Annotated in this window: 13 protein-coding genes and 1 tRNA gene; 6 read left to right on the top strand and 8 right to left on the bottom strand. The window is 47.2% G+C overall.

Annotated features, from left to right (window positions below; translation table 11 throughout):
- Positions 1–113 precede the first annotated feature (113 nt).
- Positions 114–1,265, top strand: coding sequence for a hypothetical protein (locus HPY86_02405; protein ID NPV13767.1), 1,152 nt, complete (start codon positions 114–116; stop codon positions 1,263–1,265).
- A gap of 1 nt (position 1,266) precedes the next feature.
- Here the strand turns inward: HPY86_02405 and HPY86_02400 are convergent.
- A tRNA-Leu gene (locus HPY86_02400) sits at positions 1,267–1,352 on the bottom strand.
- Positions 1,353–1,434: 82 nt separating this feature from the next.
- On the opposite strand from HPY86_02400, the gene HPY86_02395 reads away from it, so the two are divergent.
- Positions 1,435–2,850: a transglutaminase domain-containing protein gene (locus HPY86_02395; protein NPV13766.1), complete on the top strand. Its 1,416-nt coding sequence runs from the start codon at positions 1,435–1,437 to the stop codon at positions 2,848–2,850.
- Between the two features lie 55 nt (positions 2,851–2,905).
- Here the strand turns inward: HPY86_02395 and HPY86_02390 are convergent, their stop codons facing one another.
- The 4 genes from HPY86_02390 to HPY86_02375 are packed head-to-tail and all read right to left on the bottom strand — an operon-like array spanning position 2,906 to position 8,327.
- Positions 2,906–5,434, bottom strand: a complete 2,529-nt coding sequence (locus HPY86_02390) for a hypothetical protein (protein ID NPV13765.1) — start codon at positions 5,432–5,434, stop codon at positions 2,906–2,908.
- Positions 5,435–5,490: 56 nt separating this feature from the next.
- Positions 5,491–6,033: a hypothetical protein gene (locus HPY86_02385; protein ID NPV13764.1), complete on the bottom strand. Its 543-nt coding sequence runs from the start codon at positions 6,031–6,033 to the stop codon at positions 5,491–5,493.
- Positions 6,034–6,083: 50 nt separating this feature from the next.
- Positions 6,084–7,013, bottom strand: coding sequence for a PorV/PorQ family protein (locus HPY86_02380; protein NPV13763.1), 930 nt, complete (start codon positions 7,011–7,013; stop codon positions 6,084–6,086).
- Between the two features lie 18 nt (positions 7,014–7,031).
- On the bottom strand, positions 7,032–8,327 hold the full coding sequence (locus HPY86_02375) for a hypothetical protein (protein ID NPV13762.1): 1,296 nt from the start codon (positions 8,325–8,327) through the stop codon (positions 7,032–7,034).
- 113 nt (positions 8,328–8,440) lie between these two features.
- Between HPY86_02375 and HPY86_02370 the strand changes: the two genes are divergently transcribed.
- The 4 genes from HPY86_02370 to HPY86_02355 all read left to right on the top strand — a co-directional run bounded on the left by HPY86_02370 (position 8,441) and on the right by HPY86_02355 (position 11,835).
- Positions 8,441–9,238 carry a tRNA (adenine-N1)-methyltransferase gene (locus HPY86_02370; GenBank protein ID NPV13761.1) on the top strand — a complete coding sequence of 266 codons (798 nt, stop codon included), beginning with the start codon at positions 8,441–8,443 and terminating at the stop codon, positions 9,236–9,238.
- A gap of 130 nt (positions 9,239–9,368) precedes the next feature.
- Positions 9,369–10,118 (top strand): cobalamin-binding protein, encoded by a 750-nt coding sequence (locus HPY86_02365; protein NPV13760.1) that lies wholly within the window; start codon positions 9,369–9,371, stop codon positions 10,116–10,118.
- On the top strand, positions 10,118–11,065 hold the full coding sequence (locus HPY86_02360; protein ID NPV13759.1) for an iron ABC transporter permease: 948 nt from the start codon (positions 10,118–10,120) through the stop codon (positions 11,063–11,065). Before HPY86_02365 ends, HPY86_02360 begins: the two co-directional genes overlap by 1 nt.
- Positions 11,062–11,835 carry an ABC transporter ATP-binding protein gene (locus HPY86_02355; GenBank protein NPV13758.1) on the top strand — a complete coding sequence of 258 codons (774 nt, stop codon included), beginning with the start codon at positions 11,062–11,064 and terminating at the stop codon, positions 11,833–11,835. The genes HPY86_02360 and HPY86_02355 overlap by 4 nt, the downstream gene beginning before the upstream one ends.
- Before the next feature lie 3 nt (positions 11,836–11,838).
- Here HPY86_02355 and HPY86_02350 read toward each other — a convergent pair whose 3' ends face one another.
- Genes HPY86_02350 through HPY86_02340 form a run of 3 tightly spaced genes read right to left on the bottom strand, consistent with a single transcriptional unit; the run spans position 11,839 to position 14,671 of the window.
- Positions 11,839–12,111: a hypothetical protein gene (locus HPY86_02350; GenBank protein NPV13757.1), complete on the bottom strand. Its 273-nt coding sequence runs from the start codon at positions 12,109–12,111 to the stop codon at positions 11,839–11,841.
- Positions 12,108–13,388 (bottom strand): phosphopyruvate hydratase, encoded by a 1,281-nt coding sequence (gene eno / locus HPY86_02345; protein ID NPV13756.1) that lies wholly within the window; start codon positions 13,386–13,388, stop codon positions 12,108–12,110. Before eno ends, HPY86_02350 begins: the two co-directional genes overlap by 4 nt.
- A gap of 2 nt (positions 13,389–13,390) precedes the next feature.
- A complete protein-coding gene (locus tag HPY86_02340; protein NPV13755.1) occupies positions 13,391–14,671 on the bottom strand; it encodes a serine hydroxymethyltransferase in 1,281 nt (426 codons plus the stop codon).
- Positions 14,672–14,753 lie beyond the last annotated feature (82 nt).

Genomic DNA, 14,753 nt, shown 5'->3' with positions numbered 1-14,753 from the left:
ACTTTTATTTTAAATGGAGTCAAGCATACGATGTACATCTAAATCGGCGATTGTTAACTCCAGCAGGGTAGACATCTTCTGGACAAAGCGTTTGATAAGGATAAGCTAATTCAATGAAAATGAATAAGTGGTTCTTGGGACTGATAATTTTTCTAAGTTGTATTAAACCGTTAGATACGGGTAATAAAGGGCCGACAGTAGTGTTTACTCTAAAGCCCAGCATAATCACCGATGCCGATTCTGCTCGATTCGAGTGGCAGGGGAATGATGTTGATGGCAGGATTATCGGCTTTTTTTATGGTTTGAATGATTCAACACCCGACACATTCACCGAATCAAATGGGGTTACACTTTACAACCTCTCGTGGGGCAATCACCTTTTTTCTCTTCGGGCAATTGACGATTCCGGAGCGCGTTCAATTGTGGCGTTTGCACCTTTCAAAATTGAATTTCCCGGAGCAGTGCCATCTTTAGGTACCGATACGACGCTGGAGCTTGTCACCTGGAATATACAAAATTTTCCCAAAAAAGGAGATTCGACTCTGTTGCTGCTGCAAACGCTGATTGACCGGCTGGATGTTGATTTGTTTTGTATCCAGGAGATTGAAGATACGACCGCCTTTATACAACTTCTAAACGGTTTGCCTCGTTATTGTGGACTTTATTCGCGTGATGATTATGGTTCGTTTTACCAGAAGACCGGTGTGATATACAAAAGCGAAATAGTTCAGGTTAGTGAAGTACATCAGATTTTCTGGAATAACGACTCTTTTCCCCGGCCGCCGCTGGAGATGATGATTAGGGCCTCGAGTAACGGCGGAACATTTGATTTCAGGCTGATTGTGTTGCACCTTAAAGCCGGGTCAACTGTTTCTGATCGGGCAAAACGCGCCGGTGCCTGTCGGTTGTTAAAGAAATACGTTGACAATGAGCGGGCGCGGGGCGGGGAGCAGGATTTTGTGGTTGCGGGTGACTGGAATGATGAACTGATTAAACCGGAAGGAGAAAATGTATTTCTGCCGTTTCTTGTCGATACAATTGATTACCGTTTTTTGACACTGCCTTTAGCAGGAAATGAGTTTTATGGGTCGCTTGTTACTTCCGGAGTGCTTTTCGACCATATCCTTGTGACGAGTGATGCGCTGACCGAATATGCTGGGGGCAGAACATCTACGGTGCGACTTGATGATGAGATAGTTGATTATCTGCGTTTGATTTCAGACCACCGCCCAGTCTTGGCAACTTTTCCAGTTTTTAAACAGTGAATGCCGAAGGTGGGAGTCGAACCCACAAGCCCATCGCTGGGCGGCGGATTTTGAGTCCGCTGCGTCTGCCATTTCCGCCACTTCGGCGCAGGAAATTGTAAAATAACTAAATGGTAAAGTCAATACCAGAACCTGTTGACATTAATCGAATACTTGTTAAGTTTAAGCAATGAAGAAAAGAATTTTGGTCTTATTTTTTGCTTTAATTCTTGCCTGTGGTGGTAAGGCGGATAGAAAATATATAGCTCTTACAAATGCGGGTAGCGATTCAAACGGTGTCTGGCTGGCAACATATCTTATGGGCAAAAAAGTGGGTTGGGCTGTGACGAAATGTGTGCAGATTACAGACGGGTATAGATTCGACAACATTATGAGAATGACCATAAGTATGCTGGGTAAAGTCCAGCAGGTAAGGGTCCGTTCTCAGGTCATTACCAATACCGATTGGACCATGCGCTCGTTCCAATTTGAACTGGGTTCCCAAGACGGCGCATTTAAAGCCGCCGGAACGGTCAAAGATGGCTGGTTGATATTGAGTGGTGAAGGAACGAGAGAGGGTCAGCGAGTTAAACTGAGCCGACAACTTTATCCAATTGAAGCCCTCGGACGGGTAATTGTTGAGGCAAAGCCTGACTCGGGTACGACATTGAATTATTTGACTTTTGATGGCACAGTAATGGATACATTACCAGCAATTGTTACCGTTTTGGGATACGAGATTCTAAAATCAAATGGCGAGGAGATTCCGGTATTAAAGGTGAGAGTAAAAAGGGCAAAAACTGAGGTTACTACCTGGTTGGATAGGAATGGCATGACGGTTAAGGAAGAGTCTCCAATGGGGTTGAACTCTTACCGGGTTACAGAGAAAGAGGCGTTATCTGGCGAATCCGGTTATCCTGTTGATTTACTGCGACTTTTTGCGGTGCCGGTAGATACGGTGATTCGTCAGCCAGCAGGAGTAAAAAGGGTTGTACTGGAGGTTACCGGGCTCGATACAGCAGAGTTTGAACTTAACGGCACTTATCAACGGGTAGTAACAAAAAATCCATTGCGTCTGGAGATTGTAATTCCCTCCAATGCACAGGGTGTAAGACTACCGGTTAAGGCGGAGACAGAGTATCTTAAACCAACGGTTTCGGTTCAGGCTGATGCCGAACCGATTAAGAGAAAGGCGATCGAGATTATCGCCGGAACAGATGATGCCGCGATTGCCGCGGAACGCATTTTGTATTGGGTGCACCGAACTTTAAAGAAAGAAGCGGTTGCTTCGCTGCCTAATGCTTTAGATGTTCTGAAAAGTCTCAAAGGTGATTGTAATGAGCATTCGGTGCTTTACGCCGCTCTCGCTCGAGCCGCCAGTATTCCAACAAAGGTTGTCGTTGGTTTAGTTTATCTCGATGGTGCATTTTATTACCATGCCTGGAATGAAGTTTATCTTGACCGCTGGATACCAGTTGATGCTACTTTTGGTGAATTTCCCGCCAATGCCCTGCATTTGAAACTTGCGGAAGGGGAGTTGAGTCGTCAGGCAGAGGTGTTGAGTTTAGTAAAAAAGATTGGCATAAAAGTTCTGGAGTTTAACTGAGAATAAAAGGCGGGGTAACCAGCGATTGTTACCCCGCCTTAATGTTCGGGGTTATTTATTTATTCTGTTGTTCCGATGGCGTAGTTGGTTCTACAGGTTCGAAATCTTCCTTTTTCATTAAGATTTCGATTTTAGCCTTTGCGCGTAGTTCTTTAAGTAGTTGCTCGTAGAGTTCTTTTTCCTGTTGGCGCCGGAGTTTGTTTTCTATTTTGCTGCGCACCTCAGAGAAGGGACGGGTATAAGCCGGCTTCTTTTCTTCCACTTTAATAAATGTGTAGGTGGTGTCGTTCAGCCGTATAACGGACGAGTAGGCTCCTTTATTAAGAGAGTAGGCAGCATCAACGACTCTTTTATCCCGGGATTTGTCATCGCGGGTAAGGGAAATTTCGCCACCCGCCCATTTACTACCCGAGGTTGAGAAGCGGCGAATAAGCTCTACGAAGTCCGCTTTCTGAGCGGTGTCTTTTTTCGTTACTTTAGCAATTAGGTAACCGTTAGCAGTTTTATAAATAGGAGAAACACTACCTGTTTCCAGTGTGAAGAGTTCATTAACAAACCGGGTTGGAAGCGGATTGGTAAGTCGAACATAAGTACCCAAACGGGTGGAGTCGATGATTCCAAGCGTGAACGGTGGGCGATTTTCCTTCAAGAGGGATTGCAGCTGCTCAGTGTTGGTAACGGTAATGAGGAACGGCTCATAAAGTTTATCCTGACGGGAGATGTCGGTGAAGGCAAAAGCGTAGAAGCTTGCGGCCGAGAACGGTCCGGCGAGCTGACTGGGTTGGGATAAGTCAACAACATCGTAGCCCGAAATGTTCTGGACGGGTGTTCCAGGGATGCGAACACTGGGACCGGCAAGTGCACCGAGCGCGGTTATTGAATCGGTATTCGTGGTTTGAGCGAGTATTCCGGAAAGTTCACGGGCTTTTTCTTCATTATTTACAAGTAAGGCTATTCCGCTGACCAGTTCCGGAATCCGGCCCGAAATGGCCCATTTGCGCAGCTGTTCGGCTTTTTCTTTGGTGCGGGCAACTATCTCGCGGCAACGTACGCGAGTGGGTTCTTTGAAATCGTTCAATGTTGCCCGATACTCCCGCATCAGGGTAAGCGAATCGATTTGAATTTTTTCGGTTGTATGTTTACGGCGATAGGCATCGATGAGCAGAGCGGTTTTGCGATTGATAATTTGGTCAATCACACGGTTCGCAAGCCACAGCTTTTCTTTTTCACATTCCCGGAGCAGCAGTTTTTCCACAATTAATTGGTCAAGGATGCGGCGTTTGCCTTCGGGTGTTTCAAACTGCCCCCGGAAGAAGGGCGGAATAGCGTTGAGGCGTTGTTCAAGATGTTCCCGGGTTATCGGTACACCATTGATTACCGCTAATGTTTCTTTGTTCTGCTCAATTGCGAGGCTATCCTGAACAATGTGGCTGTTTTTTTTCAAGCGGTCAATTTCCTGCTCGTAAAGTCGGTTCGTACGGTCCTGACGCAGTTCCACTGCTATCTGGCTTTTTACTTCAGCGAAGGGTTTGACTTTACGGGGCTCCTTTTCGGTTACACGAATTATATAGTAAGTGTCTCTGAGCGCTAATGGCTGGCTGATTTCACCCGGTTTGAGTTTGAAAGCGATTTGTTCAATCTCCTTTTGTTGAACACCACGAGTAAAAAATCCCAGGTCGCCCGCTTTTTCTTTATCCGGTGCAATTGAATAAAGTTTTACGAGGGTATCCCATTTTGTTGCATCAGCAATCAAGAGTGCGCGGAGCGAATCGGCAAGGGGTTTAGATGTGACGACAAGTTGATAGGCACGGACTTTTTCCGGTGTTGTGTACTTTGAACGATTTTTATTGTAGAGTTTCTTCAACTCCTTCTCGCTGGGCTCCGCTTTGCCGGTGACATGACGCTCGTACCAGGTTTGAAACATCAATCGGTTTCGGGTATCTGTGATACTGTGGACCAACATCGGTTCTTTCTCCATTCTCTGGGAGACGGCGGCTTCATAAAGCAGACGATTGTTAATCATCGTATCAAGTAATGCCATCTTCTTATCGAAGGTTTCATAGAGCGAGGGGTTGCGACTGATCCGGTCATCAAGTTCAATACGAGTAATCGGGAAACCATTGACATAAGCAACGCGTTCCTGGTAATTCTTCCGGAAGCAACGTTCAATCGCATCGAGTGCCTCCGGTCCGTAGGTTGATTTAAAGTGTTTTGTTGCTACCTGCTCGTAATTTTTGGCGGCGTCAAGGAATTTTTCCTGTAGTTCCTGGGCAAGGGCAAGCCGGTATAGTACATCGGGCAATCGGGTGTGCTTGGGATGCTGTTCGATTAGTTGCTGGTAAATTGATTCGGCACGATGGTAGTCGTGGGTTTTATCAAGGTAGTAGTCGCCGAGTTCGAGCATCAGGGCAAAATGCTGCTGTGGAGTTAACTTTTGACCGCTGAGTTTTGTCAGCAGTGTATACGCTTTATCGTAATCCTGTTCTGCGTAGTAGAAGTAGATACTGTCCAGTTCTGGAAAAGTCGTTTTAGCCCCAACACAAATTGTTATTCCGAGCAGGATGATGGCGCAATATTTCTTCATATATCTGTCCTCCTTTTTAATTTTAAGTTATTTGTGAACTTCACCGTCATTCCGCTTCAGTGGAGAATCTGTATTGCAATCATCATCACTGTCCCGGAGAAAAGCGGGACAACGACATTGTCGTTTATCTCAAACGGCAAAGCTTCAACAGCTGAAGCGGATATCGCACCAATGATACCAATAAATAACGGCATGTCAATACCAGGAAGAAAAGAGACGGCAACGGCGACAGCAATACAGGCAAATAATCCGGCAACAGTGCCTTCAAGGGTTTTCCGAAATACCTTAATTTTACCAAAAGAAAGTCCAACGAGCGCGGCAACCGTGTCGCCGATAGCCAAAAAAGACAAGGCGGCAATAAAAACGCCTTTATTGCTACCGAAGAGTAACATCGCAACAAGTGCTGCGACCATAAGGTAACTTCCACCTGTTAACGACGAGAATTCCTTCCGGCGCAATAACGAACCAAAGAGGATAATAAATATATCTTTAAATGGATTAAGACGGAGACGAAGCAGGTCGACGATAAGAAATATCGCCGTGGCAACTGCCATCAAGACAAGCGAAAGGTTCCGATTAGGAATTGCATAATAAGCCAACGGTATAACAAGGGCGATAAGGTGCGCTAATTTTCTGCCAAGTTCCGGGCCTAAAACTCGACACCTCCTGAAATCTGCTGGGGTGTACCCAACTCTCTTGACTCAGGCGCTGTACCGGTTGCGTAGCCGTAGTCGAGATGAAAACGCTTGAATCTAAATCCCAGTCCGAAACTGAAATTGTTGCGGTATACGCCAATGCGTCCGAAAAGTGCTTCACGAAATGCATATTCCATTCCAAAGTTGGAAAACATTGTTCTTTCTTCGAAGTCGCTTTCTATTTCAACTGCCAGACGGAGGCGGTTGCGCCCGAATTGAAATAGTTTGCTGATACCAAAGGCAGCCCGCGGAGTGATGTATTCCCTGGTTTTTGTGTCCCAGAAGAGGGGTGAGGTGCTAACATTTCTTACCCGGAAACCGATATCAACACTCTGCAGTGGTGTAACTAACAAACCGAAGTCAACACCCATGCCAAAGCAGGAACCTACGCCTCCCAGTTCCTGATAAATTATTTTGGCGTTACCGCCAATCGCAAAATAGGGGGACAGATTGCGAGCGTAGTTGAAATATCCAACAATTTGGTTGGCGTTAACAATTTTATCAACATATGGTCGGTTATTTTCACCGGGTTCCTGGGTTGAATCAGGTAATTTAGTAAGTTTTATTCCTGGTATGCCATTGTGCAGGACGGCGATGCCGAAAGCCTGACAGCCATCCGGGAAACTAACGCCGATGAAATTGTGTTTTACCAGTCCGGAAAAGTCTTCGGAGTGCATTAGCAGAACTGAACGGCTCCTAAGGCGAGAAGGTAGCGATGGGTTATAGTAAATGGCACTGGGATCGCTGGCACTGGCGACGACCGCACCGCCCATACCAATGGCACGTGCCGATGTCCCTAACTCCTCAAAGTCGCCGGCGTACTTCGTTGCCCAGGTAGTGGAGAACAATATAAGAGCGGTTAGCTGGGCTACTTTCTTTATCATTATGCTGCCTCCTTAAAGTTATCCAGGTAAACGCACGACCCGGGTAACAAACTCTTTTTTAAGGGTATATCTGGGGCGGGAATAGGTTGGGCGGATGGTTGTTTTTATATGATATTCACCTTCCGGTACAATGTTGCCGTTATTATCCCTGCCGTCCCAGACGATAAGTACTTCACCTGGTCCCTGTTGATAAGGGGGTGTAAGGGTGCGGACGATATTACTTTGATTGTCGCTAATTTCGATAACAATTTCGGCACGCTGTGTGAGGTAGAGGGCGATGGTAGTGCCGGGTTGTTCCGATTTGAACTGCTGCGGGTAGCAACCGATGAGATATCCATCGAGTGCAATTAAATAGTACTGACCGCCATCTGCTTCACTGACGAATAACTGGCCAAATTTTCTGCCGATGGCAATGCCCCGTGGTGCATTAAAAATAGGCTGGTCCGAGTTGCTCGACGAAGTGCGACCGAAAGAAACGATGTATTTTAAACCCGGGGCAAAAATGTGAATTTGCGAATTTATCATATCGGTTACATAAACATTGCCATGACGGTCAAATGCACAGTAAGCAAAACAAGCGCTATCTAACCCGATACGACGGCAATCAACCGAACGCACGATTTCTCCGGAAGTTGACAGTTGATTGAGTCTGGTGCCCCAATTGTCCACGACAACCAGAAGGTCTAAACCGGTTTCGTTAAAAGGTGCATTGTGGTCAAGAATGGCGATTGCGCTCGGTTTTTTCAGACCCGGAGTATATGTGGCGATTCGGGTGTTGTCAGGTCCATAAACCACTATTCGGTTATTGCCCATGTCGCTAACATATACTCGCCCTTGCGAATCCATTGTAACATCATAAGGAAGATTGAGGGTTGAATCAACTACGGTAATCCAGTGCAGTTTGCCGCCGGTGTAGCGTAACCGGACCAAACGGTTGTTGTCGGTATCGGCAACGTAAACATCGCCATTTTCATTACAGGCAATGCCATGGGGGTGGTTGAATTGACCAATACCATTGCCCGTGGAACCAAAAATACCGGGGCGAATTAGTTTTACATTATAAACAATTTGACCGGTGTTCGAATTGACCGCGAATAGTGTTAACAGTGCATCATCACGCCAGGTCGTCGTATCTTCCTCTTCTTTAATTTTGGCACAGGCTAATCCCTGAGGGTTATCAACCCGGAAATCTTTACCAAGATACATATTGAGGTATAAACTACTTATTCGAGTAAATCCGAGAGTGTGGGAAAAAGGCGGGGAAATCAAGGTCGTTGCTTGGGAAAAAAGTAAAACTGCTAATATTACGAACACCATTAGGATGATATTCGCAATGGTAGAAAAGTCAAGGATACAGCCCAGTTCAATGGTTTGGAAAAGTTTGCGGGTTAACTTGACCTGTTGATACAAAGTCTTACAATCAGTCAATGATTAGAATCGGTGATTTTATTCTGCTCTACCATTCCGAGGATATGAAATTTCTTATTAGAGTCGAGGAAAAGGGGAAGTTTTCTACCCATCGCGGAAATATCGAGTTCAAAGATATTGTGGGGAAAGAGTACGGTGATTGGGTAGAAACACAAATGGGCACTCGATTTTATATTTTGAAGCCGACCCTCGCAGACCTGTTATTAAAGGTCAAAAGAAAAACTACGGTTGTTTATCCCAAAGACACCGGTTTTATGCTTTTGCAGACGCTGGTATATCCCGGCGCACAGGTTATTGAAGTTGGTTCTGGTTCCGGTGGGCTGACAGTGGTTCTGGCTACGTTTGTTGGCCCTCAGGGTAAAGTTTATTCGTACGAACGACGCCCAGAATTTAGCGCTCTTGCCCGGGAGAATGTCCTGCGTTACGGTCTTGAAGGAGTTTGTGAGTTTTTCGTTTCAGACCCGGCAGAGGAGGGATTTCAACAAAAGGAGGTAGATGCGGTTTTCCTTGATGTGCCCGAGCCATGGACACTGGTGAAACCATCAAGAGAGTCTTTGAAAAACGGTTACGCACTGGCTGCCCTGGTTCCAACTATGGAACAGTTGCGACGTTTAAATACGGCACTGGGTGCTGAAGGATTTGTTCGAATTAGAGCAAAAGAGATTCTGGAACGGGGATTGTTTTTACGTGAGACCGGAATTAGGCCGGTAGATAGAATGGTCGCCCATACTGCTTATCTTGTGTTCGCCCATAAAGCCACAATTCCAGAAGAAGAAAATGCGACAGGTGAGGTGTGAGACAATATTAGTAGAAGACTCGTTTAGAGGTGTCGGTTTGCGAGTATTTTTACATTGCATTTTATTCCTTTTCTTGCTGACAGCGGTTAGTTGTGGTTCTCGGAAACGCAGTTTAACAACCGAGAAGAAATTGCGATGTGTTTCGCTCGTGCCCAGTATTACGGAAATAATTTATGCCATAGGAGCAGAGGAAATGCTCTCTGGTACAACCAATCAGTGTGATTTCCCGTTGCGAGCGCGAGAAAAAAATAAAGTGGGTGATTTTCAATCGCCCGACATTGAGCGAATTTTAGCGTTGAAGCCCGAAATTGTTTTTGCTACCTTACCGATGCACCGGCAACTTATCGAGCGGTTAAGAGAGTTAAGGATACCGGTATATGTATCTCATCCCGTAGACATTGAAGGTGTCTTTGCCGAAATTGAGTCGGTAGGCGTCATATTGGGTCAAACCGAAGAGGCAAGGAGATTGGTGTCGGATTTGCGTCGGCGGCTGGATTCGCTGCCGACCTTTTCTGATAAACCGAAGGTTTATGTGGAAATTTCGGTTGCGCCATTGATGAGTGTCGGTAAGGGTGCATTTATCAACGACATCATCCACCGCGCCGGCGGCCAAAATGTGTTTGAAGATTTCAATGCACCTTATCCGGTTGTTGACCCGGAATTGGTGGCAAAGGCAAATCCGGATGTTATCCTTTTGCTTCATCCGTTAGTGAGTGCGGATGAGATTAAACAGCGGGTTGGCTGGTCGAGCATAAAGGCGGTATGCTCAGGCAGAGTCTATTCCGGTCTGGATGAAGACCTTTTTTTCCGTCCGGGTCCCAGGGTAGTTGATGGAATAGTTCTGCTTGCTCGATTGCTACATCCGGATAAATTTCACTGATGCGCTCCAAGGCACGATTGAGCTGGATCGGCATAGTTCTTTTATTGATTTTAAGTGTTGTGCTCTCAATTTTGACCGGACCCGGCGGGTTTTCTTTAAGGCAATTCAATCAGATTCTTCTTTTTCGGTTGCCCCGCGTTTTAGTTGGGATTATTGCGGGTGGCGTGCTTGCGGTTGTAGGGGGCGCGTTTCAAGGACTTCTCCGTAATCCACTTGTTGACCCCTGGACACTTGGTGTCGCCAGTGGGGCTGCGCTGGGCGCGACTTTTGCCATCGTTTCTGGTACCGGGTCCAGTATACTTTTGCCGATTTTTGCGTTCTTGGGGGCAATTCTGGCGATTGGTGTGGTCTATGTGCTTTCTCGAAGTCGGGGTGGTTTAACTGTTATCCGACTGGTTTTAGCAGGAGTTATTGTTAGTTTTTTCTTTTCCAGTTTAGTGATGCTGGTGATGGTTATTGCACACCGGTCTCTAGGCGAAGCGGTTTACCTGATGATGGGAAGTTTGGGGGTGGTTTTTACCAGAAAGTCATTGGGACTTTTTGTCGTATCCGCCAGCTTAGCATTAGCGGGATGTGTCTGGTTGATGATTCACAATCGAGAGCTGGATATCATTTCCCTGAACGAAGAGACGGCACTGAGTTTAGGGGTTGAGGTTCAGCGGATGACGAAAATGGTTTTTCTTATCGGTTCGTTTGCGGTTGGATTGATTGTTGCCTGGACTGGTGCGATAAGTTTTATTGGTTTGGTCGCACCTCATCTGGTAAGGATGCTATTTAGTCCCAGGCACAGTCAGGTTCTGCCTGGCTCTTTTATCCTCGGGGCAGGAGTTTTGCTTTTTGCGGATGTGCTGGTAAGGGTGTTGACGCCAGCGGGATTACCGTTATCAGTGGTAACAGCACTGATTGGTGTGCCGTTTTTTGTATATCTCCTGCGTACGAAAGTATGAAGGCAATAACTGCGGAAAAGATAAGTTTTGGCTATACGCAAGAATTGATTTTGGAAGAGTTCTTTCTTGCGATTGAATCGGGTGAGTTTCTTGGAATCATTGGCCCGAATGGTTCAGGTAAATCAACACTTTTGCGTTTGCTTGCTGGCGTGCGAAAACCACAGCGGGGTGTTGTTAAGGTGATGGAGAAAGAGCTCAACCACTTATCTCGACGAGAGATTGCTCGGACCATTGCCTTTGTGCCGCAGGAGAGTTTTTTTGCCTTTGAATGGACGGTCCAGGAGGTGGTGATGATGGGGCGCAACCCATATCTCAAACTCCTGGAGCGACCAAGACCAGAGGACTTAAAGAAGGTAACCGAAGCGATGAGATTGACCGGGGTAGAGATGCTTGCTGGGCAAAACATCAACTCAATATCAGCCGGGGAAAAGCAAAGGGTACTTCTTGCCCGGGCGCTGGCACAGGAGCCTGAAATTCTTTTACTCGATGAAGCGACTGCCCATCTGGACCTTGTTCACCAGGTGATGATATTGCAAATCCTTAAAACACTGAATGAGCAGGGAAAGACAATTGTGCTTGTGTCGCACGATTTGAATGAAGCCGCAGTTTGCTCACGGTTACTATTACTGGCAAAAGGGAAACCGGTTGCTTGCGATGTACCAGAAAAGGTACTGACCCCTGATTTAATCCACGCTGCCTACGGTTTGGAACCGGTTGTAACGAAACATCCCTTTACTGGAAGGCCTCAGGTGTTATTGCCGCCGGTTTAGCGATTACTTGTTCGTGTCAGATTGGGAGGTGGTGTCCGGACCCAGAAGAGCGCGTGCCATTTTTGCTGCGTAATCCGGGTTTTGCCAGAGCCTGATTTTGCGTTCCAAGGTGTCGGTTTTTGCCTTTAATTGTACGAGAGCACTCTGGTGCTGTTTGATGCGATACAGTCTTAAAAGAACCCGGACCAGTCCGTTAGGTCCAGGAAGAAATATGGTGCCGAGCAGGATAAATAAGCCGCCGGTGAAAATCAACACGGTTTTACGCTTGTTGCTCATCGTGATAGGGTTTTAAGACCAGCGTAAGGCAGACGGTCTTCTTCTTCAATTCGAATCAATCGGTTGTATTTGGCGGTTCGTTCACCACGACAGGGGGCACCAGTTTTAATCTGGCCACAGTTAACCGCTACGGCGAGGTCAGCGATAAAATGGTCATCGGTTTCACCGGAGCGGTGTGAAACAATCGCACGATAGCCGTTTTCCATTGCGACTTTAACGCAATCGATGGTTTCGCTTACCGTACCAATCTGGGTGGGTTTTACCAGAACTGCGTTGGCTGCACCTTCCTGGATACCGCGACGAAGGCGGTCGATGTTGGTGACAAAGATATCATCCCCAACCAGTTGAACCCTTTTACCAAGTCGGGAGGTTAGTTCATGCCAGCCTGCCCAATCTTCTTCTGCCAGACCATCTTCGATGGAGATAATCGGGTAGCGCTCAGTCCAATCGGCATAGAGGTCGATCAGTTCATTGGCGGTGACGGTTCGTTTCTCGGGGTTGCTAAGCAGGTAGGCACCGTCATGGTAAATAGTGCTGGCGGCAACATCAATTGCCAGGTAAACCTGTTCTCCGGGAATATAGCCAGCCTGCTCAATTGCCTGCATAATTATCTGCAGGGGTTCTTCATTGCTGGAGAAATTTGGTGCCATGCCGCCTTCGTCACCGACAGTCGTTGGAAGTTTTCTAATTTCAAGGATTTTCTTTAGCGTCTGGTAGATTTCAGCGGCGGCCCGAATCGCGTCGCGGAATGTTGGAAAACCGGCGGGAACAATCATATACTCTTGAAAGTCAAGATTGTTAGGGGCGTGCAAGCCGCCGTTGATGATGTTAAGAAACGGTGTTGGGGTAAATCTGGTACCGGCACCGCCCAGTAAACGGTAGATGGGGAGTCCAGCACACACCGCGGCGGCTCGGCAGACAGCAAGCGAAACGCCGAGAATGGCATTGGCACCGAGTTTAGATTTATTCTTGGTGCCGTCCAGTTCAATCAGTATCTGGTCAATCTGAAACTGATCAGTTGCATCCATTCCGACGAGGCGGGGTGAAATAACATCGTGAATGTTGGCAATTGCTTTGAGCACGCCCTTACCGAGGTACCGTTTCGGGTCTTTGTCGCGCATTTCCAGGGCTTCAAACGAACCAACTGAAGCGCCGGATGGAACCGACGCCCTTCCCATAATTCCGTTGGCAAGGATGCAGTCAACTTCAAGTGTTGGATTGCCCCGCGAGTCAAGAATTTCCCGGGCAGTAAAACGAGCAATTGTTGGTCGCGCCATAGTTATTCCTTTGGGATAATAGTTTGATATTCGGTTCTTCGTTCTTGATAAAGCGGGAAAGAGTCGACAAGTTCTTTAACCTCGGCTTTGATTTTTTCCAGTTTGGTTTCGTCGTCGCCCGCGGTAATAGTTCGGTCAATCAGTTCGGCGATTTTTACCATCTCCGGTTCCTTCATCCCGCGGGTCGTAAGGGCGGGTGTGCCCAGTCGCATACCTGAGGCAATGAAAGGCTTTTCCGGGTCAAACGGAATGGTATTGCGGTTCACGGTGATGCCTACTTTTCCGAGAAGCCGCTCCGCGTCCCGGCCTTTGATATTCTTGGGTCGCAGGTCGACAAGCATTAAATGGTTGTCGGTACCACCGGTACAGAGCCGGAATCCGCGTTTGGCGAGTTCTTCGGCTAACGCTTTGGCGTTGGCGAGGGTCTGGCGCTGGTACTCCTTGAATTCAGGGGTCAGTGCTTCTTTGAACGCCACCGCTTTGGCAGCAATGCAATGTTCGAGTGGTCCGCCTTGCGTACCAGGAAATACTACTTTGTCCAGTTCTTCAGCATACTTTGCCTTGCACATTATAATTGCACCGCGAGGCCCGCGTAATGTTTTGTGGGTCGTTGTTGTCACAATGTCAGCATAAGGTATTGGTGATGGATGTAGTCCGGCGGCGATTGGTCCAGCGATGTGGGCAATGTCGGCAATCTGTGCGGCACCAACCTCATCACAAATTTCCTGGAATCGGTCGAAATGAATGGTTCGCGGATAAGCCGAGGCGCCGCTAACGATAACGCGGGGTTTATGTTCCCGCGCCAGTTTTCTTATCGCCTCGTAGTCAAGCATCTCGGTATTCGGGTCAACTGTGTAATGGACAACTTTAAAATAGCGGCCGGAGAAGTTGATGGGATGGCCATGGGAAAGGTGACCACCGTGGGAAAGCGATAGTCCCATAATAGTGTCGCCAGGCTGCGCCAGAGTTAAATAGGCGGCAATATTCGCCTGGGTGCCAGAGTGGGGCTGGACATTGGCATGATCGCAGCCGAACAACTCCTTGGCACGTTGGATAGCCAACTCTTCAGCGATGTCGACATAACGGCAGCCGCCGTAATAGCGTTTTTTAGGATAGCCTTCGGCATACTTATTGGTCAAAACCGAACCGAGAGCCGCGAGCACCGCCTCGGAGCAGAAATTTTCCGAGGCGATTAATTCTAAATTGGAGTGCTGACGGTTGGTTTCTTTGACAATCGCGTCAAAAATTTCCGGGTCAATTTCGTAAAGATTTTTAGCGGTCATAGTTTAACTCCTTGCTTTGATACCATTGTTATAAAAGAGTAAGGCATTGCGGGCAAAAGTCAAGATAAATAGGGGAAAGTTG

The sequence above is a fragment of the candidate division WOR-3 bacterium genome (genome assembly GCA_013177935.1).
In the GTDB taxonomy this organism is placed as follows: domain Bacteria; phylum Hydrothermota; class Tepidihabitantia; order Tepidihabitantales; family Tepidihabitantaceae; genus Tepidihabitans.
This window is presented reverse-complemented; position numbering and strand designations above follow the sequence as displayed.